General features: G+C 67.6%; 19 protein-coding genes. 12 read left to right on the top strand and 7 right to left on the bottom strand.

Going from position 1 to position 23,973, the window contains the following annotated elements:
* Window position 1 precedes the first annotated feature (1 nt).
* The 4 genes from Q1W68_RS17425 (at window position 2) to katG (ending at window position 4,139) form a co-directional block, all read left to right on the top strand.
* Window positions 2-334 (top strand): cytochrome c, encoded by a 333-nt coding sequence (locus Q1W68_RS17425; protein ID WP_300649477.1) that lies wholly within the window; start codon window positions 2-4, stop codon window positions 332-334.
* Between the two features lies 1 nt (window position 335).
* Window positions 336-1,241, top strand: a complete 906-nt coding sequence (locus Q1W68_RS17420) for a transporter substrate-binding domain-containing protein (protein WP_300649476.1) — start codon at window positions 336-338, stop codon at window positions 1,239-1,241.
* A gap of 93 nt (window positions 1,242-1,334) precedes the next feature.
* The gene (locus Q1W68_RS17415; RefSeq protein WP_366146721.1) at window positions 1,335-1,832 is read left to right on the top strand and encodes a DUF1810 domain-containing protein; all 498 of its coding nucleotides are present in this window, start codon (window positions 1,335-1,337) and stop codon (window positions 1,830-1,832) included.
* A gap of 117 nt (window positions 1,833-1,949) precedes the next feature.
* A complete protein-coding gene (gene katG, locus Q1W68_RS17410; protein ID WP_300717178.1) occupies window positions 1,950-4,139 on the top strand; it encodes a catalase/peroxidase HPI in 2,190 nt (729 codons plus the stop codon).
* Window positions 4,140-4,200: 61 nt separating this feature from the next.
* Here katG and Q1W68_RS17405 read toward each other — a convergent pair whose 3' ends face one another.
* From Q1W68_RS17405 to Q1W68_RS17395, 3 genes are all read right to left on the bottom strand, one after another.
* The gene (locus Q1W68_RS17405) at window positions 4,201-4,692 is read right to left on the bottom strand and encodes a hypothetical protein (RefSeq protein WP_300658168.1); all 492 of its coding nucleotides are present in this window, start codon (window positions 4,690-4,692) and stop codon (window positions 4,201-4,203) included.
* 83 nt (window positions 4,693-4,775) lie between these two features.
* Window positions 4,776-6,479 carry an AMP-binding protein gene (locus tag Q1W68_RS17400; protein ID WP_300654759.1) on the bottom strand — a complete coding sequence of 568 codons (1,704 nt, stop codon included), beginning with the start codon at window positions 6,477-6,479 and terminating at the stop codon, window positions 4,776-4,778.
* Window positions 6,480-6,598: 119 nt separating this feature from the next.
* Window positions 6,599-12,289: a response regulator gene (locus tag Q1W68_RS17395; RefSeq protein ID WP_300658166.1), complete on the bottom strand. Its 5,691-nt coding sequence runs from the start codon at window positions 12,287-12,289 to the stop codon at window positions 6,599-6,601.
* Window positions 12,290-12,490: 201 nt separating this feature from the next.
* On the opposite strand from Q1W68_RS17395, the gene Q1W68_RS17390 reads away from it, so the two are divergent.
* Window positions 12,491-13,330, top strand: coding sequence for a response regulator (locus Q1W68_RS17390; RefSeq protein WP_300654765.1), 840 nt, complete (start codon window positions 12,491-12,493; stop codon window positions 13,328-13,330).
* Between the two features lie 8 nt (window positions 13,331-13,338).
* Here the strand turns inward: Q1W68_RS17390 and Q1W68_RS17385 are convergent, their stop codons facing one another.
* Window positions 13,339-13,929, bottom strand: a complete 591-nt coding sequence (locus Q1W68_RS17385) for a c-type cytochrome (protein WP_300658165.1) — start codon at window positions 13,927-13,929, stop codon at window positions 13,339-13,341.
* Window positions 13,930-13,932: 3 nt separating this feature from the next.
* On the bottom strand, window positions 13,933-15,162 hold the full coding sequence (locus Q1W68_RS17380; RefSeq protein ID WP_300717177.1) for a PQQ-dependent sugar dehydrogenase: 1,230 nt from the start codon (window positions 15,160-15,162) through the stop codon (window positions 13,933-13,935).
* A 189-nt stretch (window positions 15,163-15,351) separates the two neighbouring features.
* Here Q1W68_RS17380 and maiA point away from each other — a divergent pair, with 189 nt between their 5' ends.
* The 4 genes from maiA (at window position 15,352) to Q1W68_RS17360 (ending at window position 18,732) form a co-directional block, all read left to right on the top strand.
* A complete protein-coding gene (gene maiA / locus Q1W68_RS17375; RefSeq protein WP_300650949.1) occupies window positions 15,352-16,029 on the top strand; it encodes a maleylacetoacetate isomerase in 678 nt (225 codons plus the stop codon).
* Between the two features lie 81 nt (window positions 16,030-16,110).
* Complete coding sequence (locus Q1W68_RS17370; protein WP_300650952.1) at window positions 16,111-17,133, top strand: methionine synthase; 1,023 nt, start codon at window positions 16,111-16,113, stop codon at window positions 17,131-17,133.
* Window position 17,134: 1 nt separating this feature from the next.
* Window positions 17,135-18,322 (top strand): serine hydrolase domain-containing protein, encoded by a 1,188-nt coding sequence (locus Q1W68_RS17365; protein WP_300650953.1) that lies wholly within the window; start codon window positions 17,135-17,137, stop codon window positions 18,320-18,322.
* 14 nt (window positions 18,323-18,336) lie between these two features.
* Window positions 18,337-18,732: a dihydroneopterin aldolase gene (locus tag Q1W68_RS17360; protein WP_300650955.1), complete on the top strand. Its 396-nt coding sequence runs from the start codon at window positions 18,337-18,339 to the stop codon at window positions 18,730-18,732.
* Between the two features lie 28 nt (window positions 18,733-18,760).
* Here Q1W68_RS17360 and Q1W68_RS17355 read toward each other — a convergent pair whose 3' ends face one another.
* Entirely contained in the window at window positions 18,761-19,288 is a 528-nt protein-coding gene (locus Q1W68_RS17355; protein ID WP_366146720.1) for a DUF2889 domain-containing protein, read from the bottom strand.
* 125 nt (window positions 19,289-19,413) lie between these two features.
* On the opposite strand from Q1W68_RS17355, the gene Q1W68_RS17350 reads away from it, so the two are divergent.
* Window positions 19,414-19,914, top strand: coding sequence for a cupin domain-containing protein (locus Q1W68_RS17350; protein WP_300658535.1), 501 nt, complete (start codon window positions 19,414-19,416; stop codon window positions 19,912-19,914).
* Window positions 19,915-19,917: 3 nt separating this feature from the next.
* On the opposite strand, the gene Q1W68_RS17345 is transcribed toward Q1W68_RS17350, so the two are convergent.
* Window positions 19,918-21,201 carry an amidase gene (locus Q1W68_RS17345; protein ID WP_300650960.1) on the bottom strand — a complete coding sequence of 428 codons (1,284 nt, stop codon included), beginning with the start codon at window positions 21,199-21,201 and terminating at the stop codon, window positions 19,918-19,920.
* A gap of 144 nt (window positions 21,202-21,345) precedes the next feature.
* Here Q1W68_RS17345 and Q1W68_RS17340 point away from each other — a divergent pair, with 144 nt between their 5' ends.
* Together Q1W68_RS17340 and Q1W68_RS17335 are read left to right on the top strand one after the other, a co-directional pair.
* Window positions 21,346-21,996: a hypothetical protein gene (locus Q1W68_RS17340; protein ID WP_300650963.1), complete on the top strand. Its 651-nt coding sequence runs from the start codon at window positions 21,346-21,348 to the stop codon at window positions 21,994-21,996.
* Between the two features lie 152 nt (window positions 21,997-22,148).
* Window positions 22,149-23,973, top strand: a 1,825-nt coding sequence (locus Q1W68_RS17335) for a methyl-accepting chemotaxis protein (RefSeq protein WP_300717176.1), incomplete at its 3' end; no start/stop codon positions are given.

Genomic DNA, 23,973 nt, shown 5'->3' with positions numbered 1-23,973 from the left:
GATGCGACAACCGCTGATGTGGTTGTGCGGCGCGGCCCTGATCGGGGCCGCGCACGCACAGACCAACCCACCGCCAACCTTCGACCTGGCGGCCATTGAAAAAGGCCGCGAGCAATACCAGCGTACCTGCGCGCAATGCCACGGGCGCAACATGGTGACCTCCGGCACCACCGTCTACGACCTGCGCCGTTTCCCGCAGGACCAGCCCGACCGCTTCGTGCAATCGGTGGTCAACGGCAAGGGCAACATGCCCTCGTTCAAGGACGCGCTGGACATGCAGGCGGTGCAAGTGCTCTGGGCCTACGTGGGCTCACGTGGCGGCAAGGAACCCTGAGATGAACCGCTACCTGTCCGGTCTTTTGCTGTGCCTGGCAGCGACCACAGCTCACGCCGCCGAGCCACTGACCGTGTGCATGAGCGAAGACAACGCGCCGCTCTCCTACCGCACCAAAGGCCAGGTGGCCGGCTTTGACGTGCTGCTGGCGCGGGCGATTGCCAGCGACCTCGGACGCGAGCTGCGCGTGGTGCCGTTCGAATCCGAGGTGGAGAAAGAGACGATGCTGACCCACGAGGTCAACGCCCTGCTCTCGGCCGGCATCTGCGATCTGGTGAGCGGCTTCCCGCTGCTGGCCAGCGACCTCGGCGCCCCCACGCGCGAGCGCTTCAAGACGCCCGATTACCCCGGGGCCAAACGACAGCGTGACCGACCCTTCGTGCCGCTGGGCACGCTGGTGGCCAGCCGCCCTTACCAGGGCACGGCACTGTCCATCGTGCAACGCCCCGGGCAAGCCCCTGTGCGCACCCTCGCCGACCTGCGCGGGCGCAAGGTGGGCGCGGTCGCCGGCACGCTCGAAGGCACCTTGATTTCCATGTACCGGGGCGGTTACCTGCACACCAGCATGGTGTCAATGGGGCAGCGCGAAGACGCCTGGGCTGCGCTCGACACCGGTCGTGTGGACGCCATGCTCATGACCAGCACCGCCGTGGACGCCCGACGTCTGCTGCAACCCGCCAGCCCGGTGCAGCTCACCGACTTCCAGCGCTCGCTGGGCATCAACCTCGGCTTCGTGGCGCTGCAGGGCCAGACCGCACTGCTCGACGCCACCAACCGCGTGATCACGCGCAGCCAGACCAGCGGCGATCTTCAGCGCTGGGCCACCGAGGCCGGCTTGCGGCTGCTGCCCCCCGCCCAGCCCGACGTGACCAGCACACTGTCGTTGCCGGCCTTGATGGCCGACTGACAACGCCACAAGTTCGCGCATCCCCCACCTGTGGTGGGTGGTGACACGCGTGCGTGATAGTTTTGGCACTCCGCATCAGCGCCGTGCCACCACATGAACCTCCAACGCTTTCTCGATGCTCAAGCCCCGGTGTACGACCAGGCACTGAACGAGCTCAAGGCGGGCCAGAAACAAAGCCACTGGATCTGGTTCGTGTTCCCGCAGCACCGCGGCCTGGGCTGCAGCCAGCGGGCCCAGTTCTTCGGTCTCGAATGCCTGGACGAAGCGCGGGCCTTCCAGAAACACCCCGTGCTCGGTCCGCGCCTGCGCGAGTGCACCACCGCCGTGTTGCGCCACACCCAGAAATCGGCCAGCCAGATCCTGGGCGCACCCGACGACCTGAAGTTTTTCTCGTGCATGACGCTGTTCAGCGAAGCCGCACCCGAAGAGCTGGTGTTCCGCCTCGCGCTGCAAGCGTTTTTCAACGGCGCCAAAGACCCGGAGACCTTGCGACTCTGCGGCCTCACCTCGCGCCAACCGCTGACCACGCGCACCGCCACCAGCGGCCACCAGCACAGCCTGTCCGCGGTGTCTGCGCTGCACATGCGCTGAGGTGACGCGGGCACTCGCCCGCCAGCGCTATGGCTTTCATTGCCAAAATTGCGTTGATCCATAAGGGTGCAAACACTACAGTGACCCCTCACCCATCGCCCCAACCAGGAGATCAACATGTCCGAAGCCCAATGCCCCTTCTCTGGCGGCGCTCCCAAAAATGCCATCGCCGGCACGGCGACCAACGCCACCTGGTGGCCCAACCAGCTCAATGTGAAGCTGCTCACCCAGAATTCCCCGCTGGCCGATCCGATGGACGAAGCGTTTGACTACGCCGAAGCCTTCAAGAGCCTCGATCTCGACGCCGTCGTCAAGGACCTGCATGCCCTGATGACCGACTCGCAAGACTGGTGGCCGGCCGACTACGGCCACTACGGTCCCTTCTTCATCCGGATGGCCTGGCACAGCGCCGGCACCTACCGCATCGCCGACGGGCGCGGTGGCGCTGGCGCCGGCATGCAGCGGTTTGCACCGCTCAACAGCTGGCCCGACAACGGCAACCTGGACAAGGCGCGCCGCCTGCTGTGGCCGATCAAGCAGAAGTACGGCAGCAAGCTCTCGTGGGCCGACCTCATGGTCCTCGCGGGCAACGTGGCCCTGGACTCCATGGGTCTCAAGACCTTCGGATTCGCCGGTGGCCGCGCCGACGTGTGGGAACCCGAAGAGGTGTACTGGGGTCCCGAGTCCGAGTGGATGGGCGACAAGCGCTACACCGGCGACCGCGTGCTCGAACAACCGCTGGGTGCCGTGCAGATGGGCCTGATCTACGTGAACCCCGAAGGCCCCAACGGCAACCCGGACCCGCTGGGCTCGGCGCGCGACGTGCGCGAGACCTTCGCCCGCATGGCGATGAACGACGAAGAAACCGTGGCGCTCACCGCCGGCGGCCACACCTTCGGCAAATCCCACGGCGCGGCCGATCCCGGCAAGTACGTGGGCGCCGAGCCCGAAGGCGCCGGCATTGAAGAGCAGGGTCTGGGCTGGAAGAACAGCTTTGGCAGCGGCAAGGGGGCCCACGCCATCACCAGCGGCATCGAAGGCCCGTGGACCCCGACGCCCACCACCTGGGACAACAGCTATTTCGAAACCCTGTTCGGCAACGAGTGGGAGCTGACCAAAAGCCCCGCCGGCGCGCACCAGTGGCGGGCGAAGAATCCCGACGCGGCCACTGCACCCGACGCACACGACCCGACCAAGCGCCAGGCCACCACCATGACCACGGCCGACATGGCCATGCGCATGGACCCCGTCTATGAAAAGATCTCGCGCGATTTCATGGCCAACCCGCAAAAGCTGGCGGACGCGTTTGCACGCGCCTGGTTCAAGCTCACGCACCGCGACATGGGCCCGCGCGCCCGCTACCTCGGCCCGCTGGTGCCCCAGGAAGAGCTGATCTGGCAAGACCCGGTGCCCGCCGTTGACCACCCGCTGGTCAACGAACAGGACGTGGCGGCGCTGAAGGCCCAACTGCTGGCCTCGGGTCTGTCGATCCCGCAACTGGTGTCCACCGCATGGGCCTCGGCGTCCACCTTCCGTGGCTCCGACAAGCGCGGCGGTGCCAACGGCGCGCGCATCCGCCTGGCGCCACAGAAAGACTGGGACGTCAACCAGCCGGCCGAGCTGGCGAAGGTGATCGCCAGACTGGAGTCGGTGCAGCAGGCGTTCAACGCGGCGCAAACCGGCGGCAAGAAAATCTCGCTGGCCGACCTGATCGTGCTCGGCGGCTGCGCAGCGGTCGAGGCCGCTGCGAACAAGGCGGGCCACCACGTGACCGTGCCCTTCACCCCCGGCCGCACCGACGCCACCCAGGCCCAGACCGACGTGGACTCCTTCGCACCGCTGGAGCCGGTGGTGGACGGTTTCCGCAACTACGTGCGCCAGGGCTTTGAGTCGTCGGCTGCCGAGCGCCTGCTCGACAAGGCCAACCTGCTCACGTTGACCGCACCCGAGATGACCGTGCTGGTGGGTGGCCTGCGTGCGCTGAACGCCAACGTGGGGCAAGCGGCCCACGGCGTGTTCACCCAGCGGCCGGAGACGCTGACCAACGACTTCTTTGTCAACCTGCTCGACATGGGCACCACCTGGCAGAAGTCGGCCAGCGCCGCAGGCGTGCTGGAAGGCCGCGACCGCGCCACCGGCCAGGCCAAGGGCACGGCGACGGTGGTGGACCTGGTCTTCGGGTCGAACTCGCAGCTGCGGGCCCTGGCCGAGGTCTACGCGAGCGCCGACGCGCAGCCGAAGTTCGTTCGCGACTTCGTGGCGGCCTGGAACAAGGTCATGAACCTGGACCGTTTCGATCTGGCGTGATCCCGTGAAACCCGATGGAAAGGGGCCGAAAGGCCCCTTTTTTTTCGTCGGCAGACCGCGGTCAGCGTGTTCCGCCGGGCAAGACCTGCAGCAGGATGGCCGACCAGATCACGCGCTGATCTGCGTCGCTCAACAGCCCGGTGCCCTGGCTGCTCAGAAACCACCCGATGTGCTGGTCGAAGCGGCGGTGGCTTTTGTCGTTCGGGCTGTACACATAGAGTGGCCACTCCCGATCCACCTCACAACCGGTGAGGATGGTCAAGGTGCGGTGGGGCAGGATGTCCAGCGGCTCCAGGTGCACCAGCGTCAGCTCACTGACCAGGGCATCGTCTTCGATGACGAGCCGCGTGCAATCCAGGCCGGTCGGTCCATCGGCTTGTGCGGCTGCGCTCGTGGGGTGCGGCGCCACCGAGAGGATGCGCCCCACCACCACACGGACCGGAAACTCGCCGCGTTCGGTCCGGGCCAGCCGGATCATCGGCGCGGTGCCGGGCGGTGTGTCGAAACGGCGGGGTTCAATGTCATGGGGCGCTCGCAGGCTTGTGTTTGTCACACAAGGTAACCCACATCGCCCCGATCTCCCCCGGTTGAAGGAGGCTTTGGGCAATGGATCACACAAGTCGCGTGCGGTGCGCCTCAGGCGGTGGCAATTTCCTGCAAGCCCAGCTTCTCCACCATCGCCTTGCGCAGCACGAACTTCTGGATCTTGCCGGTGATGGTCATGGGAAAAGCGTCCACGAACTCGATGTAGCGCGGCACCTTGTAATGCGCCATCTGCCCCTGTGCGAACGCCTGCAATTCCTCGGCCGTGGCGCTTTGCCCGGGCTTGAGCACCACGCAGGCGCACAGCGCCTCGCCATAGCGCGCATCGGGCACACCCACCACCTGCACGTCCTGCACCTTCGGGTGCCGGTAATAGAACTCCTCGATCTCGCGCGGGTAGACGTTCTCGCCGCCGCGGATCACCATGTCCTTCAAGCGCCCGACGATGTTCACATAGCCCTCGTCGTCCATGGTGGCGAGGTCGCCGGTGTGCATCCAGCCTTCCGCGTCGATGGCTTCCCGCGTCTTGTCGCGGTCGGCCCAGTAGCCCTGCATCACCGAATAGCCGCGCGTGCAGAGTTCACCCACCACGCCACGCGCCACGCGCTGGCCGTCGGTGTCCACGATCTGCACCTCCAGGTGGGGCTGCACGCGGCCCACGGTGGACACGCGGCGCTCCAGCGGGTCGTCCACCGCGCTTTGGGTGGACACGGGTGAGGTTTCGGTCATGCCGTAGGCGATGGTCACTTCGCGCATGTGCATGGTGGTGGCCACGCGCTTCATCACTTCAATGGGGCACGGCGAGCCGGCCATGATGCCGGTGCGCAGGCTGCCCAGGTCGGTGCTGGCGAACTGCGGGTGGTCCAGCACCGCGATGAACATGGTGGGCACGCCGTAGAGCGAGGTGCAGCGCTCGGCCTGCACCGTCTGCAACACGGCGGCCGGGTCGAACGCCTCCGAGGGATACACCATGGTGCAACCGTGGGTGAGGCAGGCCAGGTTGCCCATCACCATGCCGAAGCAGTGGTAGAGCGGCACCGGGATGCACAGCCGGTCATCGGGCTTGAGGCGGATTGCCTCGCCCACGAAGTAACCGTTGTTCAGGATGTTGCGGTGCGTGAGCGTGGCGCCTTTGGGAAAGCCGGTGGTGCCCGAGGTGAACTGGATGTTGATCGGGTCGGTGGGTGACAGCGTGGGGCCGATGTTGGCCAGCTGGCTCAGGTGTTCGGGGCCGGCCCACACCGGCACGTCGTTGAAGTTGAGCATGCCCGGCGTGTGGTCGTCGCCCAGGCGCAGCACCCAGCGCAGGTGCGGCAGCTGCTCGGCCACCAGCTCACCGGGCGAGCTGCTGTCGAGCTCGGGCGCGAGGCTGCGCAGGATGTCGATGCAGTTGCTGGACTTGAGCGCGGGCGCCATCACCAGCGCGGTGCAGGCCACCTTGTTGAGTGCGTACGCGAGTTCGCTGGCCCGGTAGGCCGGGTTGATGTTGACCAGGATGAGTCCGGCGCGCGCCGTGGCGAACTGCATCAGCGTCCACTCGGCGCAGTTGGGCGCCCAGATGCCCACGCGCTCGCCGGGCTGCAGACCCAGCGCCAGCAGACCGGCGGCCAGCGCGTCGGTGCGGTGCAGCAGTTCGCTCCAGGTCCAGCGCACGCCCTGGTGCGGCACCACCAGCGCCTCGCGCTCGCCGAACCATTCGGCGGTCTGCACCAGCGCCTGGCCAATGGTGAGTTCGAGCAGGGCGGGCGCATCGGCGCCCCGGGCATGGGCCGGCTGTGGCGGGGTGGCGGGCGGCATGGCTGTCTCCTGGTGAGGGTGGATGGCCGCACGATCATGGCCTGCCGGCGCAGCACCCACACGCCCGGACTTTCCCTGACGCGGGGTTGTTCCGTTTCGTCACACCGCGCGGGCGGCGCTCACACCGTGCTGCCATGCGCGATGAGGTCGGCCGCCGCTTCGAACGCCAGCGCATCGAGCAGCTGCGCCAGCCGCAGCACCGTGTCGGCACCGAGGCGCCGGGCCAGGGCGGTCCGGTGCCCGGCAAAGAACGCCAACGCGTCCAGATCCTGACCGAGCAGCATCTGGTGAAACACGCCCAACGCGCCGTCATCCAGGGCGGGCACCTCAGAGTTCGCCAGACCATCGACCGGCGTCGCCACGGGCGCGCGCAGCCCCCGCGTGGCGTCGTCGAGTTCGGCCAGCGCCTCGCGCAGCGGTGGCCACAGCAAGCGCACCGAGCTCTCGGGGGCCTGGGCGCGCAGCAGTTCTTCAAGACCCCGCGCCACGGTGCTCAAGCGCTGCGCCTCGATCAGACCGGCAACGCCCCGAAGCTTGTGCATGCGAGCGGCCAGCGAGACCCGGGCGGCCGCGTCCAGGTGGGTGGGCGCAGGCTCGTGCTGCAGCGCCCCGAACTCCTCCAGCATGCGGCGCAAGGCGCTCAGGAAGAGCGCCTCGTCACCGCCCATGCGCTCCAGCGCAACGCGGTGGTCGAGGCAGGTCACACCAGCCCACGGTCCCGGGCGGGGCTCTTCAACCAGCGGCGCGCGCGCCGGCGATGCCGGGTCGTCGAGTCCCACCAGCCCGGTGCCGCGCGCACGCCCGATCTGCTCGCGCAACACGCGCTGCAGGCGCTGGGGATCGAGCTGCTTGTCCAGGTAGTCGTTCATGCCGGCCGCCATCGCCTGCTCGCGGTCCTCGGCCTGCGTTCCGGCGCTCAGTGCGATCACCGGCAGGGCCGCCAGCGCCAGCTCGCGGCGGATGCGCCGCGTGGTCTCGAGCCCGTCCATGCCCGGCATCTGCACATCCATCAGCACAGCGTCGAAGCGCTCGGGCCAGCGCCGCAGGTCCGCCAGCGCCTGTGCGCCCGACTCGGCCGCGCTGGTTTGTGCACCCAGTCGTTCCAGCTGGTGGCGCGTCACGGCCAGCTGGATGTCGCTGTCGTCCACCACCAGGATGTGCAGGTCGCTCAGGGTCTGCTGCGGGGTCGCCAGCGCGGCCCTGGGTTCGGGCGAGGTGTCGCGCAGTGCCGCCAACAGCGCCTCCAGACCGCTGGTGCCGAAGTCCATCAGCGGCTTCAGCGCGTCCTCGACATGCGACGCCTGGCGCGCCGCGGCCAGCGCCTTCTCGGCCCGGAAACTGTGCTCCACCAGTGGGGACATGCCCAGCGTGCCGGCCAGCCCTTTGAGTGTGTGGGCCACGCGCGCCCCGGACTGGAAATCACCCGCAGCCACACTGGTCTGGAGCTCGGTCATTTGACGGGGCAGATCGTCGATGAAGCGCTCCAGAAAACGGGCGTAGGCCTTGGGGCTGCCACCCAGCCGGCCCAGCGCGAGCTGCAGCTCCACGCCCTGCCCGGCGGCCAGCGCCAGCGCGGCCGCGGGCACCGGCACCGCAGGCGGCACCGACTGTTCACCGGGTCTGGCGGAAGGCAGGTCGGCGCTGTGCGCCACGTGCTGGCGGATGGTGCGCAGCAGCTGGGCCAGATCGAACGGCTTGCCCACGTGGTCGTTCATGCCCGCTTGCAGACAGGCCTCCCGGTCGCTGGCCATGGCGTTGGCGGTCATGGCGATCACGGGCAGTGTGCGCAAGCCCAGCTCGTCGCGGATGCACCGTGTGGCGGTGTGACCGTCCATCACCGGCATCTGCACGTCCATGAGCACCAGCTCGAACGCCGTGCTGTCGGCCGCCAGCAGATCGACCGCGATGCGGCCGTTGCCCGCCACGGTGATGCGGGCGCCCTCGCCGGCCAGCAACTCGCAGGCCACCTGCTGGTTGGTTTCGTTGTCTTCGACCAGCAGAATGCGCATGTCCTGCAACACCCCTTGGTGAGGCGCCGAGACCACCGGCACAGCGACACCGTCCCGCTCGGCGCGCGCCGTCTGCAAGGCGTCCACCAGCATCGAGCCGGTGACGGGCTTGATCAAATAGCCGTCGAGCAGGCTCTTTTCGCTGAAGTTCTTGCTCTCCATGAGTTCGCGGCCGTGGGCGGTGACCATGATCAGCAGGTCCATGGCGTCGCGCAGCGGCGCCACCCGCAGGCGGCGCGCCGATTCCCAACCGTCCAGGCCGGGCATGTGCCAGTCCATGAAGACCGCGTCAAAGCGCTGGCCCTGCTCACGGGCCCGGCTCAGGCATTCGATGGCGGCCTCACCGCTGTCGACAGCCTGAACCCGCCAGCCGTTGGCGCGCGCCATGCTGGCCAGCGTGTCGCGGGCCAGGTCGTTGTCGTCGACGATCAGGACCTGAAGTGGCGGCTCGACCGCTGCGGGCAGCGCATCGGCCACCGCGTGCCTGGGCACGCCCAGCACGACGGAAAAACTGAACTGCGTCCCTCGACCCAACTGACTTTCCAGCCGCAGCTCGCCCCCCATCAGCGCCACCAGGCGCTGGCAGATCACCAGCCCCAGACCGGTGCCGCCAAAGCGGCGCGTGGTGGAGGCCTCGGCTTGCGTGAAGCCTTCGAAAATGCGGGCCTGGTTTTCGGGTGCGATGCCGATGCCGGTGTCGCGCACCGCCACATCGAGCACCAGCTGACCGCTGCCGCTGCGGCGACCGCGCAACGCAATCACGACCTCACCGAAATGGGTGAACTTGATCGCGTTGCCCGCCAGGTTCACCAGGATCTGGCGCAGGCGCAGGGCGTCGCCAAACAGCACCGGCGGCACGGCGGGATCGATGTCGAACAGCACCTCGATCTCTTTGTCACCCACGCTGGCCGAAAGCACCACCGCGAGTTCCCGCATGAGCTGGTCAACGCCGAACGGGTGGGGGTCGAGCACCAGTTTGCCGGCTTCCACCTTGGAGAAATCGAGGATGTCGTTGAGCAGGCCGAGCAGGGAGCGGGCCGCGCTCTCGGTCTTGTTGGCGTAGTCGAGCTGGCGCGGGGTCAGCGGTGTGCGCTGCAGCAGCGAGAGCATGCCCAGGATGGCGTTCATCGGGGTGCGGATCTCGTGGCTCATGTTGGCCAGGAACTGGCTCTTGGAGCGCGAGGCGGCCTCAGCCGCTTCGGTCGCACGCACCACGTCGGTGATGTCGATGCGAAAGCTCACCACATGCCCGTCGGGCAGGGCGCGCTCCACCACGCGCAACGTGCGACCGCCGGGAATGCGCCGCTCCCACTCGCCACCCAGCCGGTGGTCGCGCACCCGCTCGGCGACCCACGCTTCGCGCCGCCCTTGCGCCGCCTGCGGTTCATGCAGGGCGAGGTTGGCGCGCACGATGTCTTCGAACAAGGCGCCGGGCTTGAGCAGCCCGGCGATCTCGTGGTAGAGCTCGCGGTACCGGTCGTTGCAGAACACCAGCCGGTCCGCCGGATCGAAGATGACCAGCCCGGCCCCGGTGACTTCCAGCGCGCTGGACATCATCTCGTGGGCGCGGCGCGCCTCGGCCTGGGCCTGCAGCCGCGCGGAGATGTCCACATAGGTGGTCACGAAGCCCCCCTTGTCCATCTGGCCGCGGCGCAGCTCGATCACGTCGCCATTCGGCATCGTGCGCTCGAACTGCTGTTTGCGCCCCGCCGTCACCGCCGCGTGGATGAGATCGCGCACCTGCTGCTCGGGGTCGCCGGGCCCAAAGTCACCCCGCTGCGCATTGAAGCGCACCATGTCCTCGAAGCGGGTCACACCGGGCTGACACAGGTGTGGCGGCAGGCCAAAGACACGGCCAAATTCGGTGTTCGCCAATTGCAGCAAGCCGTCGGCGTCGATCACGCTGAGCGCGCAAGGCAGGCTTTCAATCACGTTGGTGAGCAACTCGTTGGTGCGCTCCATGGCATCCGCCAGCTGCTTGCGGGCGGTGATGTCCTGCATGGCGCCCACCAGGCCGTGCGCCACGCCATCGCGCACATCGCGCTCGCCCACGGCGCGCACCCAGATCGCGCGGCCCTGGGCCGTGATCAGCGGCAGCTCCAGATCGAAGGCTTCGCCCGTCTTCCAGCACCGCCTGAAAGCTTCCTCCACCAGGTGACGTGCATCGGCGTCAAAGTAGGACATGGCCTCCTCCATCGAAGGCCGGTGGCCCGGCTCCCGTTCGTGGATGCGGCAGGTCTGATCGGTCCAGCGAATCTCCATGGTGCTCATGCTCATGGCCCACCCGCCCACGCCACCGATGCGTCCGGTGCGGTCCAGGAAGGCCTGGCTGGACTGCAGCGCCTCGGCGCTGTGGCGGCGTTCGGTGATGTCGTTCTCGATCGCCATGAAACCCAGAAACTCACCCGTCTCGGATTTGAGTTGCTGGATCTCCAGCTCGATCCAGTACTCGCGTCCGCCCTTGCCCCGGTTGAGCAACTCCCCGAGGAAGGGCTCACCCGCGTTGAGCGCCGCGCGCAGGCGCGTGAGTTCGCGCTCGTCCGTTCCTTCAAACTGCAGGAACTTGCCCGGACGCTGGCCCACCACCTCGCTCATGCTGTAGCCGGTGACCCGCTCAAAACCCTCGTTGACCCAGGTGATGCGGCGCTGCGTGTCGGTGATCACCACCGCGTTGGACGTGCGCTGCGCCATCACCGCCAGGCGCTGCAGGTCGATCGTCATGGACCGGGCCAGCGCCTCGGCCTTGAGCCGCGCGCGCACCGACTGGGTCGACATCCACGCCACCGCGAGCGTCAGCAGGATGCCCAGCAGCAGCAGGGCAAACGCGGGCAACAGCCGGACCGACTGCTCGAACGCCGTGGTGCTGCTCGTGTGCAGGGTGAAGTACTGGCCGTAGACCTCGAATCGCAGCTGCTGGTTGAACGCCGCGGGTGCGGCGAACCGGGGCTCGGTGGTCGCGGTCAGACCACGTCCGCCCGCGATGGTGTGGACCCCGGCGATCCAGTTCTCGAGACGGGGCTCGTTCTGTCCGGCGAACAGCTCGAACGTGACCATGTCTTCGGCCGCACCGGTGACGCCGGCCAGCACGTCGCGAACGATCAGCGGTGCGTATAGCACACCGAGCAGCCGCGCCTGCCGCTCCGACGGTGTGGCCGGCAACACGCCCCCGGCGTAGACCGGGGCGAACATGAGGAAACCGGGTGAGGTCTGACCGTCGCGCTCCAGCGGCACGGCCGGGCTCAGCGTGGTCTCGCCGCTGGCGATGGCGTGCTCGATGGCGCCCCGGGAGCGGGGGTCGCTGCCCATGTCGGCGCCCATCGACTTCGGGCTGAGCGCCTCGGGTTCGATGTAGCGAACGATGTACGACACGTCCCCCTGCAGTTCGCCAAACCGCCGCAGGACCAAGCCGGGGGAATCGCTGGCGCGCACGCGAGCGAGGTAGCTGTCCAGGTCGGTGCGCGGCACCCGGTCCACCCAACCAAAACCCCGGTTGCCGGGGAACTCGCGCTGCAGGTCCATCGAACCCACAAAGGCCTTGAACTCCTGCCGGTCCACCTGCTCGCTGGCGGCGTAGGCCCCACGCGCGCCCTTGAGACCGAACACCGACGCCGACAGTCGCTGCGCCACCTCGGTGGTGATCTGTTCGCTGCGGCGCGAGAAATCGGCCTGGGCGTCGGCCTGCGCCCGGCGCGCCAGCGACCAGGCCGCCAGGGCACTCACCACCAGGCCCAGACACACGATGGCCACCGTCAGACCGAAGCTGGCAAGTGTCCTCTGGCGAACGGGCGGGTCTGGGTTCATGGGGTGCTGGCGCGGTTGGGGCAAGACGCTCCAGTGTCTTGCCACGGCCCACAGCCAAGCCCCGGAAAAGCGGCTGCACGATCGCCCAGTTGCACCGATCACCCGTCCAATGCGCCGATTTGCGGGCGGTGTGTGCCGCTTTTCCGGCTTTGCCCGGGCGGGCAAAGGCGCAACATCAGGCTTCAACCAACGGGAAATGCTGTGAACCCATCAACCCCCAACGCCCCGCCCGAGCGACGCCGGGTGCTGATCGTGGACGACGATCCGACCATGGTGCACGTCCTGGCGCGCACGCTGATGGACTGCGCACAGCTGTATTTCTCGGTGCGCGGTGAAGACGCGCTGAAAAAGCTCCATGCGCACCGGCCCGATCTGATGCTGATCGACGTCGACATGCCCGACCTCAGCGGTTACGAGGTCGTCAAGCGCATGCTGGACCACCCGGACACGCGGGGCACGCAGGTGATCATGGTGACCTCACACACCGAAGACAGCTACCGCCGCCAGGCTTTGGAGCTGGGCGTGGTGGACTTCTTCCTCAAGCCGATCAACCGCCAGGACATCCGCGACCGGGTCGACCAGCTCTTGAGCGAGGAGATGGAAAGCATCGAGCTGAGCTTTTCGCCGCACGGAGACTTCACGAGCAAAACCGAATCCGCCCGGCCACGCACCAGCGACGTCTGGCAAGGACACGAAACCGAATTTGCACCGACGCAGATCTTCGGAGACTTTGCGGATGCGCCACCTCCACCGCCCAAGACGCCGCCTGCCCCACCCACGGTGCAGCGTGCGCCGCAGCCGGTGCCGGTGGCGGCGGCTCCGCTGACCGAACCAGCGGCCGACGCGAGCGCCGACGACATCACCTCGGAGTTGTTCGAACGCATGTCGGCCATCCTCGAGCAGACGGAATCGATCCGCCACACCGAACAGAATTCCCTGTCACCGGCGGTGTCCCAACGCATCTCGCGCATCGAAGAGGAGTGCGCCGAGGTGATCCAGCTGCTGGTGACCCTGAGCGACAGGGAAAACGCCCCGGTCTGAACCCGTCCTCAGGGCGCCACGCGCGCCAGGAAATGGGCCAGGGCCTTGATGTCGTTGTCCGACACGCCGTAGAGCGAGGCCGCCATGATGGTGTCGCGACCCGTGGCCTGGTTGTTCTTGAACTGCAGCATCGAATACAGCAGGTAATCCTCGCGCTGGGCGGCCAGGCGGGGCATCTGTTCGCGTCCGCGGTAATCGGGCAGGTGGCAGATGCCGCAGCGCATGCCTTCGGCCAGCGCCTTGCCTTGCGCCATGAGCGCAGGGTCGCCCGGTGGCGGCGCGTTGCGCGCCGGCAGCTTGGCAAAGTGCACCGCCATGGCGGTGATGTCCGCGTCGCTCACGCCATCGAGCAAGCCCTTCATGGCCGGTATCTCACGCAGCCCCTCGCGGATGATCACGAGCTGGTTTTCAACGAACACCTTGGGCTGCCCGGCGAGCGACGGGATGTTGGGCAACTGGGAGTTGCCGTCCGCCCCGTGGCAGGCCGCGCAGGCCATCAGCCGCGCCGAGATGTCTTGCGCCCACACCGGCGAGCCGACCCAGAAAACCAGCCCGAGGAGCGTTGCCGAGGCGCCCCGCGCAAGCGACATCTTCACCATGGCTTACTTCGCGTACGAGACGCGGTAGATCGCACCGAGCTGCTCGTCGGACACCAGCATCGAGCCGTCCTTCATCTGCAGCATGTAGGCGGGACGGCCCCAGAACGACTGGTCGGCTTCGTTCATGAAACCGGTCATGAAGGGCACGACCTGGCTGTTCTTGCCATCGGCGCTGGCCTTGACCATCACGATGTCGTAGCCGATCTTCTTGGTGCGGTTCCACGAACCCTTGCGCGCGTTGAACAGGACGCCCTTGTACTCGGGTGGGAACATGTTGCCGGTGTAGAAGGTCACGCCCATGCTGGCGGCGTGCGGGCCCATCAGCGCCACGGGTTGTTCGACACCGGCGCAGGCGTTGTCCTTCTTCACATCGGGGTCGGGCAGGTTGCCCTGGTGGCACGAAGGGAAGCCGAAGTTCAGGCCCACCTTGTGCATGCGGTTGACGGTGTCGTTGGGCGTGTCGTCGCCCATCCAGTCGCGGCCGTGGTTGCTGAACCAGAGTTCCTTGGTGGCGGGGTGCCAGTCAAACCCCACGGTGTTGCGCACACCGGTGGCCACCACTTCCATGCCCGAGCCGTCAGGGTTGTAGCGGCGGATCTGCGCGTACTCGGGCGTGGGCAGCGCGCAGATGTTGCACGGCGCACCGAAGGGCACGTAGAGTTTGCCGTCCGGACCGAAGGCGATGTACTTCCAGTTGTGGTGCTGTTCGGTCGGGAGCTTGAAGGCCTCGGTCATGTCCACCGGTGCCACGGCCGGGTTCTTCTCGATGCCGTCGAATCGCAGCACCTTGTTGATGGCCATCACGTACAGCGCGCCGTCCTTGAATGCCACACCCGCGGGCTGCACCAGCTTGTCCACCACGGTGCGCACGGTGCGCTCGGATCCGTTGTTGCTCACCTCGTAGACACGGCCCAGACCGCGCGTGCCCACATAGATCTTGCCCTCGTCACCCAGGGCCATGGCACGGCCGCCCGGCAATCCGGTGGCCCAGATCTCGGCCTTGAAGCCGGGTGGCAACTTGATCTTGTCGATCGGGATGTCGGCCGCTGCGGTGGCGGTGTTCTTGCCGGCGAGCGGGGCCAGCGTGGAGGTGGCCATGCTCTCGGGCATGCCCTGTTTCCAGGCGGGTGCAGGGGGTGCGGCGGGCGCGGCGGTCTGCGCCAGCGCGGCGCTGGTGCCCAGGGCCATGCCCATGGCGAGGGCCACCGAGCTCATGCGGTGAAAAGCTTTCATGTCTTGTCTCCTGAAGTTTTTTTGAGGGGGCACGGGTATCGCGAGAGACGGCAGGCACGTGCTGCGTCCGGCGCCCATTCTGCGCGATCGTGAGCATGGTAACGGTCACGCAGCGGACTGTGAAGCGGCTTCGATGCTGCACTGCGGCTACAGTGCGACGAGCCCTTTCAACCCCCCGCAGGACCCACCATGACGGACACCGCCCGCTTCGATCTCTACGCCTTCTGGCGCACCTCGGCCACCTACCGCGTGCGCGTGGCGTTCAACCTCAAGGGCGTGACGCCCCACGAGATCAACGTCAACCTGGAAGCGGGCGAACAACGCAGCGAGGCCTACCTCCGGCTCAACCCGATGGGTGCGATTCCCGCGCTGATCGACCACGCGCCCGGGCAGCCGCACACCCCCATCACGCAGTCGCTGGCCATCCTCGAATTCATCGAGGAGACCCATCCCACACCCGCCTTGCTGCCGGCCGATGCACACGGACGCGCCCGCGTGCGCTCGCTCGCAGCCCTGCTCGCGGCCGACACCCATCCGCTCATCACACCACGGGTGAAGAAGTACCTCACCAGCGTGGGTGGCTTTGACGAAGCGGCCTGGCGCGCCTGGCAGATCCAGTGGTTCGGCACCGGCCTGCAGGCGCTGGAGCAGCGCCTGGCCAGCGAGCCCGAGACCGGCACCTTCTGCCACGGCCACACGCCCACCTTCGCCGACATCTGCCTGGCCAGCCTCGTGGTCATGACGCGCATCTTCAAGATCGAGGTGCCCGACATTCCCCACGTGCAACGCATCATGGCGACCTGCGAACAGCTCGACGCTTTCGCGCGCGCAGCGCCCGCGCTGCAAGCCGGCGCCCCGCAGGCCTGAACGCTCCCAAGCCCTTGTGACAGCAAAGACGGGACCGTCTGATTAAGATTTCACCGCTTGTTCACAAAAAACGGAGACACCATGTTCGACACCGCGATCGCAGGCAGCCTGCCCAAACCCGCCTGGCTGGCCGAAACCGAAAAACTCTGGCCGCAGTGGAAGACACAGGGCCCCGAGCTGCAGCAGGCCAAGGCCGACGCCACGCTGCTGTGGATCAAGGCGCAGGAGGACGCGGGCCTGGACGTGATCGGTGACGGCGAGCAGGCGCGCCAGCATTTCGTGCACGGCTTTGTGGAGCAGGTCGAGGGCATCGACTTCGAACACAAGGTGACCATGGGCATCCGCAACAACCGCTACGACGCGCAGGTGCCGCAGGTGGTGGCGCCCTTGCGCCTCAAAGGCCGCGTGCACGCGTTTGAAGCGCAGCTCGCGCGCAAGCACACGAAGAAAAAACTCAAGTTCACCCTGCCCGGTCCCATGACCATCGTGGACACCGTGGCCGACCGCTACTACGGCGACAAGGTGAAGATGGCCATGGCCTTTGCCGAGCTGCTCAACCAGGAAGCGCTGGCGCTGCAGGCCGATGGTGTGGACATCATCCAGTTCGACGAACCGGCCTTCAACGTCTACATGAAAGAAGCCGCCGAGTGGGGCGTGGCCGCACTCGAAGTGGCCGCGCGCGGCCTGACCTGCACCACCGCTGTCCACATCTGCTACGGCTACGGCATCAAGGCCAACGTGGACTGGAAGCAGACGCTGGGCGAAGAGTGGCGCCAGTACGAGCAGGTGTTCCCGGCACTCGCCAAAAGCAGCATCCAGCAGGTGAGCCTGGAGTGTTTCCACTCGCACGTGCCGCCCGAGCTGATGCAACTGCTCGAAGGCAAGGACGTGATGGTGGGTGTGATCGATGTGGCCAGCGACGTGATCGAAACGCCCGAGCAGGTGGCCGACACCATCGGCCTCGCGCTCAAGTACGTGCCCAAACAGCACCTGATCGCCTGCACCAACTGCGGTCTCGCGCCCATGAGCCGCGAAGTGGCCATGGCCAAGCTCGAAGCGCTCGCACAGGGCGCCGCGCTGGCGCGCCAACGCTACGGAGCCTGAGATGCGCGCGCCCCTGCCTGCGGCCGAGCTGGCCGACCTGGGCCTGTGCCCCGAGCGCATGCGCCACCTGGTGAGCGTGTTCCAGTCCGATGTGGACGGTGGCCGCCTGCCCGGCGCGGTGCTGGTGCTGGCGCGGCACGGCCGCATCGCCCTCATGGAATCCATCGGCAAGCTCGACCCGGCGCACGACGCTCCCATGAAGCGCGACGCGGTGTTCCGCATCTACTCGATGACCAAGCCGATCGTCTCGGTGGCGGTGATGATGCTGATCGAACAGGGCCGCCTCAAACTGGCCGATCCGGTGCACCTGCACCTGAGCGAGTTTGCAAACCAGCAACTGCTGGTGCAGACACCGGGTGGCGTGACGCAGCGCGCCGTGCAGCGCGCCGCCACGGTGCAGGACCTGCTGCGCCACACCGCCGGACTCACCTACGAGTTCCTCGGCGACTCGCCGGTGCAGCAGATGTACCGACAGGCCAACATCGGTTCGCGCGCCCGCAGCAACGCCGATTTCAGCCAGGCACTTGCGGCCCTGCCGCTGATGTTCGAGCCTGGCAGCGTGTGGGCCTACAGCCGCGCCACCGATGTGCTGGGCCGGCTGGTTGAAGCGGTCACGGGCCAGACGCTGGCCGAACACCTCGAAAAGACCATCCTCGGGCCGCTGGGCATGAAAGACACCGCGTTTGCGGTGCCTGCGGCCGATCACGCCCGCATCGCCGAGCCCTTTGCACACGACCCCGACGGCGGCATTCCGATGCGCCTGATCGACCCGCGCGAGGCGCCCGCGCTGCACAGCGGCGGCGGCGGACTCATGTCCACCGGTGCCGACTACGCGCGCTTCCTGCAGTTCATGCTCAACAAGGGCGAGCTCGGCGGGGTGCGGCTGCTCGGCCCCCGCACGGTGGACTTCATGACGGCGGATCACCTGGGGCCCATTCCCGGCAACGACCCATCGTTGTTGCCGCCCGGTCACGGTTTTGGTCTGGGCTTTGCGGTGCGCACGGCTGCCGGGCTGGCGCCCATGCCGGGCTCGGTGGGCACCTACCACTGGAGCGGCATCGGCGGCACCAGCTTCTTCGTCGATCCGGCCGAACACCTCTTCGGCATCTTTCTGGCGCAGGCGCCGAACCAGCGGGAGCATTACCGCGCGCTGTTCCGAACCCTGGCGTATGCGGCGCTGGTGGATTGAGTGAGGGCGCGGCTGTGAACGTTCGAAGCACGGTGGAACTGCGCGACCTCGCACTGGACACCCGCATCGGCACCTACGGCCCGGGTGACACCGTGCCCGATCGGCACTTGCTCGATCTCACCTTGTGGATCGACCCCTCGCTGGTGCTGATCGAACGGGACGGCATGGACCATGTCTTTGACTACGACCCCCTGGTGGCCGAGCTGGAGCGGCTGGCGCGCGACGGGTTCTACGAGACGCAAGAGCGGCTCATGACGCGGATGGTGCAGGCCTGCGCCGCCTGCCCGCAGGTCGAGGCGGTGGAGATGGCGCTGAGAAAGCTGCCGATCCGCGCAGGCTCGGGCTCGCTGGGCCTGCGTCTGTGGGTCGACAGCGCCACCCTCATCCGCATGCGCGCAGCACCGGGCTGAGGCCGCGCCTGCACGCGCTTGCCGGGCCTCAGGGCTTGGACGCTGCGGCCGGCGGCTGCCAGCGGAAGAACACCGGATACACCTTCTCCACCACTGGACCGTGGAAGTCCCAGGCCAGGCACTGGCCCAGGTGCCCCGGTGGGCTGCCATCGGCGGGGGCAGCGAACGAATCCGAGCGCGTCTGGAACGCGGCGGTGGCGAGATTGAACAGCAGCTCGCGCAAATGCGTGCAACCCTGGATGCCGCCGAGGTGGCGCTGGATGGTGTGGCGCCAGCCCTTGCCGAGCACCTCGCCCACCAGGCGCTGCATGGGCGCCATGGCCTCGGGACAGGGGCCGTGCGGGTGCGCATCCATGGCCACCGCGATCTCGCGGATCACCATGGTGTTGTCCACCGTGACGCGCAGGTGCATGTGGTGCACGGGCTCACCGGCTGCCCACCGGCGTTCGCCCTGGATCTCGAAGTCGTGTGGCTTGCTGTCGTGCAATGTGCCCTCGATGTCCCACAGGCCATCGGCACGGTGAAAGCCGCGGTACTCGACGCGGCGGGTGTGCATGGGGGTGCGGGGCTGGGGTGCGGGCAGGGGCAAGACGGTTTCTCCAACGGGGCGATTCAATGCGCTGATTTTCGGGCATGCGGGGCGGTGGCACACTGGGCCCTCCATCGCCCCGGAGACACGCCATGTCACACCACCACGACCACAGCCATCCCCACGAACACACCCCCGCCTGGAAGCACGACGGCGTGCGCGTGGTGCCGGGCAACCAGCTCGACGGCAACGTGCCCTCGACCCCGGGCATGGACCGCAAGGCCGCGATCAACTTCGCGCGCGTGGGCGCGCAGAAGCTCTGGGCCGGCACGGTGACCATCCACCCCGATGCCAAGACCGGCGCCCACCACCACGGACCACTGGAGAGCGTGATTTACGTGGTGAAGGGCCGTGCGCGCATGCGCTGGGGCGATCACCTCGAATTCACCGCCGAAGCCGGCCCGGGTGATTTCATCTACGTGCCCCCCTTCGTGCCACACCAGGAGATCAACGCCAGCGCCACCGAGGTGCTGGAGTGCGTGCTGTGCCGCAGCGACGGCCAGGCGGTGGCGGTCAACCTGGACATTGCGCCGGTGGAGAAGCCCGAGCAGGTGCTGTGGGTCGATCCCACGCACCCCACCGGCGCGGTCTGAGCCTCAGCCCCTGACGGCGGCTTCAAGCGCCAGCGAGGCGCTCAGCGCCTTCGCATCTCGCCAGCGCGGCCCGATCACCGTCACACCCACCGGCATGCCCTGACCGCCCACGCCCGTGGGCACGTGCACGCAAGGCACACCGAGCAGGCTCCACATGCGGCTGAAGATCGGGTTGCCGGTGGCGTCCAGCCCCTGCGGTGCTTCGCCGGTGGCGCTCGGCGCGATCAACACGTCCACCTGTTGCAGCAGGTTCTCGATCTCGCCGCGGGCGTGGATGGCGAGTGCGTGGGCCTCGGCCAACCGGCCGCCGCTCACGGCAGCGCCGCTGGCCAGCACCTCGGCAAACGCCGGGCTGAACAGACTGGCGTGGCTGTTGCGCTCGGGCGCAAACGCGGCCCAGGCCTCGAACCCCATGATGTCCATCTGCGCCTGCGCCAGCCCCGCCCAGGCACCGGGCACCACCGCCTCGACCACGCGGGCACCCAGCTTGTCGAAGTGGCGCGCAGCCAGCTGCAACGCGCGGCGTGCGTCGTCCGAGGCGAGATCCCAATGCGGCGTGTGGCAGATTCCGACGCGCCAGCCCTTGACGGGACCCGTGGCCAGCTCCATGCGCGAGAGCGTGCTCACGAAGAACGCAGCGTCGTCCACGGTGCGGGCGAACACGCCGGCGGTGTCCAGCGTGGGCGAGAGCGACTTGATGCCCGCCATGGGCAGCAGGCCGAAGGTGGGCTTGTAGCCGACCACGCCGCAGTACGCTGCGGGTCGGACAATGGAAGCGGCGGTCTGCGTGCCGAAGGCCAGCGGCACCATGCCGCAGGCCACCGCCGCCGCCGAGCCGCTGGACGATCCCCCCGGCGTGCGCGGCGACTCCGCAGTGGCGCGCGGATTGCGGGTGACACCCGGCTTGAAGGTGGCGAACTCGGTGGTCACGGTCTTGCCCATGACCACGCCGCCGGCCTCGCGCAAGCTGGCCACCACGGCCGCGTCCACCGCAGGGCGGTGACCGGCATAGATCGGCGAGCCGTAGGTGGTGGGCATGTCGGCGGTGTCGATCAAGTCCTTCACCGCCACCGGCACGCCGGCCAGCGGGCCTTGTGCGCCGGCCCCATCCAGTGCCTTCGCCTGGGCCATGACCTGCTCGGCATCGAAGTGCTGCCAGGCGAGGATGGCGGGGTCCAGCGCCTGCGTGCGCTCCACCAGGGCGCGCGCCACCGCTTCGGCGGTGAGTTCGCGCCGCGCCACCCGGGCGGCGATGTCGCGCGCGGACCAGTCTTCGATTTTCTGCATGCTGATGCCTTCATCCAGTGGGCCGAACAGCCGGCCCGTCCAACCCGTATTTTGCGGGGCAGCCGGCACCGGGCAAGCCACTGAAGCGACACCTGCAACGGGGTTGGGGTTCGCGGAGAAAGCGCCGGCCGCTACCATGCGCGCATGAACTACGAACAAGTCCTTCTCGAACAGTCCGAAGCCTTTGCCCTGCAACTGGGCGAGCGCATCGAACGCATGCCCGAGCGCAGCGACAGCCACCGCGCGCTGGCCACCACCTTTGCCTGCGAGCTGTGCATCGAGCACGCCTATGCGCTGCGCATCCTGTTTGCCACTGGCGCACAGAACGCGGCCTGCGCGATGCTGCAGGTGCAGTACGACGCGATGGTGCGCGCGGCCTGGTACGCCTACGCCGCCGCCGATGGCGAATTCGACGCCATGCTCGATGTGAACGGTGCGCTCAAGTTGCCCACCACCGGGCGCATGGTGCACGACCTGAAGGAGCGCCTCGCGAACGAACCGGGCCTGGCCGGTCTGGTCCAGCCGCTGCTGGCGATCAACGACGCGTACAGCGAAGCGCTGGATGACTTCGATCAGGGCGGCATCAACCCCTTGCTGCGCACCGGCACCGGTTTTCCGACGGACCTGTTCGACACGGTGGTGCGCAGCTCCAACGGCATCATGTACCAGGCCTTCCGCCTGCTGGCACGCCAGGGCCCCCCGAGCGACTTCATCCAGAGCATCGACGGCGCGCTCGCGGGCTTCGAAGACGCGCTGCCCATGGTCTGCTTCGCGGACCCCGCCCACACCGCCTGAAGGACGTTGGGGGGAATTCCGGCGCTTTTCAGCGCTTCAGTTCGGGCGCCAATGGCCGACAAACAAGGGGTCTGCCTTGAGAGGCAACCGCCTGGCCCTGCTTGTCAGATCAAACGGTTGCAAGTCACACAACCTTTTGTGCCCGAACATCCATGAATGCCTTCTTTGCCCCCGCCTCCGCCCTGATGGCCCGCCTGCGACTGGGCCCGAAATTTTTGCTCGCCGGTGTGCCCACGCTGCTGCTGTTGCTGGTCCTGGGCCTGGCCGCCGCGCAGTACCTCAACGCACGGGTGAGCGCGATCGAGTCCAAACGTGTCGCCGTGGCACTGATGGCCGACCTGGTCGAGTGGAACAAGGTGCTGATCGAGAGCCGGCGCGTCACCATCACCGGCACACCGGGCGACCCGGCGGCCCTGGAGGGCTTCAAGAAGCAGGCCGCCGCGGTGGATCGGCAGCTCGCCAAGATCGACCAGCAGGTCAAGGACGCCCTGCCCTTCTTCGACATGACGAAGGAGTTCGCAGGTCTGCAGAACGGCTGGAAGGAGCTGCAGGCCAAGATCAACGTGCTGCCCGCCGACGCCGAGTTCCCGCAGAAAGCCTTCTCGGCCCACGCGCCGGAATACGGTCGGCTCTACGCTTTCATGCGCGACATGGGCAACAAGTCCGGTCTGGCGCAGGACCCCGACGCCGACATCTTCTACCTCGGCTACCCGCTGGCGAACAACACACCATCCACCGCCGGCATCGCGGTGCGCATCGCGGCCTACGCCACCATGAACGTGAACCGTGGTGCAGTCTCGCCCAAGGACAAGGTGTTCTATGAAGTGACCGACGCACGGCTGAACGACACCTTCGGCTCGGTTGAAACCTTGTTGGGCCAGTCGATGCTGGCCAACCCGGTGGTGGAGAAAGCCTTGAGCGCACGGTTCGACGCGCTCAAGGCCAGCTCCAAGGAACTGCTGGGCTTCATCCGCAAAAACTTCACCGGCGTGGAGGCGGTGACCGTGTCGCAGCAGGACGTTTTCACCGCATCGGGTCCGACCATCGATGCCGCCTGGGCCCTGGTGGAGCAGAACCGCGTGGTGCTCGACGAGCTGCTGGTCGAGCGCGGCAGCAGTGCGGCACTCAACCGCAACCTCCTGCTGATCGTGCTCACGCTGGGTGTGCTCGTCTCGGTGTACCTGTATGTGGGCATCTACCTCAGCATGGCCGCCAGCATGAAGCACGCCTCACGCGCTGCGCAGGCCATTGCCGCCGGCCACCTGGGCACCGTGCAGACCGCCAGCAGCCGCGACGAATTCGCCGATCTCGTGGCCGACCTGCGCAAGGCCGACCAGTCGCTCGCCCGCGTGATCGCTGGTGTGAAAGACTCGTCGGAATCGATCGCCACCGCGTCCAGCGAGATCGCCACCGGCACGCAAGACCTGAGCACCCGCACCGAGCAAACGGCCAGCAGTCTGCAGCAGACCGCGGCCTCCATGGAACAGCTCACCAGCAATGTGTCGCAGAGCTCGGGTGCGGCCAGCTCGGCTCAGCAGCTCTCATCGAGTGCGGCCGACGTGGCGCGCCGTGGCGGCTCGGTGGTGGCCGAGGTGGTCAAGACGATGGGCTCCATCAACGACAGCAGCAAGAAGATCGCCGACATCATCGGCGTGATCGACGGCATCGCATTCCAGACCAACATCCTCGCGCTCAATGCCGCGGTGGAGGCCGCACGTGCGGGTGAACAGGGCCGCGGCTTTGCGGTGGTGGCCAGCGAAGTGCGCAACCTGGCGCAGCGCTCCGCCGCTGCCGCCAAGGAAATCAAGACCCTGATCGACACCAGCGTGGAGAAGGTGGAGGCCGGTGCGCGCCTGGTGGGGGACGCCGGCACCACCATGACGGAGATCGTCGACTCGGTGGGCCGCGTCAACCGCGTGATTGGCGACATCACCGCATCGGCCAGCGAGCAGAGTCAGGGCATCGGCGAGGTCAACA

Source organism: Hydrogenophaga sp. (genome assembly GCF_030158645.1).
Lineage (GTDB): Bacteria > Pseudomonadota > Gammaproteobacteria > Burkholderiales > Burkholderiaceae_C > Hydrogenophaga.
The sequence above is the reverse complement of the archived record's forward strand: the minus strand, read 5'-3'. Positions and strand labels throughout refer to the sequence as shown.

Excerpts from the sequence above, each read along its gene's own strand:
- Q1W68_RS17415 (WP_366146721.1), top strand. The coding sequence starts at position 1,335 with ATGAACCTCCAACGCTTTCTCGATGCTCAAGCCCCGGTGTACGACCAG.
- Q1W68_RS17420 (WP_300649476.1), top strand. The coding sequence starts at position 336 with ATGAACCGCTACCTGTCCGGTCTTTTGCTGTGCCTGGCAGCGACCACA.
- Q1W68_RS17355 (WP_366146720.1), bottom strand. The coding sequence starts at position 19,288 with ATGCACACCCGCCGCGTCGAGTACCGCGGCTTTCACCGTGCCGATGGC.
- Q1W68_RS17385 (WP_300658165.1), bottom strand. The coding sequence starts at position 13,929 with ATGGTGAAGATGTCGCTTGCGCGGGGCGCCTCGGCAACGCTCCTCGGG.
- Q1W68_RS17350 (WP_300658535.1), top strand. The coding sequence starts at position 19,414 with ATGTCACACCACCACGACCACAGCCATCCCCACGAACACACCCCCGCC.
- maiA (WP_300650949.1), top strand. The coding sequence starts at position 15,352 with ATGACGGACACCGCCCGCTTCGATCTCTACGCCTTCTGGCGCACCTCG.
- Q1W68_RS17395 (WP_300658166.1), bottom strand. The coding sequence starts at position 12,289 with ATGAACCCAGACCCGCCCGTTCGCCAGAGGACACTTGCCAGCTTCGGT.
- katG (WP_300717178.1), top strand. The coding sequence starts at position 1,950 with ATGTCCGAAGCCCAATGCCCCTTCTCTGGCGGCGCTCCCAAAAATGCC.
- Q1W68_RS17400 (WP_300654759.1), bottom strand. The coding sequence starts at position 6,479 with ATGCCGCCCGCCACCCCGCCACAGCCGGCCCATGCCCGGGGCGCCGAT.
- Q1W68_RS17345 (WP_300650960.1), bottom strand. The coding sequence starts at position 21,201 with ATGCAGAAAATCGAAGACTGGTCCGCGCGCGACATCGCCGCCCGGGTG.
- Q1W68_RS17425 (WP_300649477.1), top strand. The coding sequence starts at position 2 with ATGCGACAACCGCTGATGTGGTTGTGCGGCGCGGCCCTGATCGGGGCC.
- Q1W68_RS17340 (WP_300650963.1), top strand. The coding sequence starts at position 21,346 with ATGAACTACGAACAAGTCCTTCTCGAACAGTCCGAAGCCTTTGCCCTG.
- Q1W68_RS17370 (WP_300650952.1), top strand. The coding sequence starts at position 16,111 with ATGTTCGACACCGCGATCGCAGGCAGCCTGCCCAAACCCGCCTGGCTG.
- Q1W68_RS17380 (WP_300717177.1), bottom strand. The coding sequence starts at position 15,162 with ATGAAAGCTTTTCACCGCATGAGCTCGGTGGCCCTCGCCATGGGCATG.
- Q1W68_RS17365 (WP_300650953.1), top strand. The coding sequence starts at position 17,135 with ATGCGCGCGCCCCTGCCTGCGGCCGAGCTGGCCGACCTGGGCCTGTGC.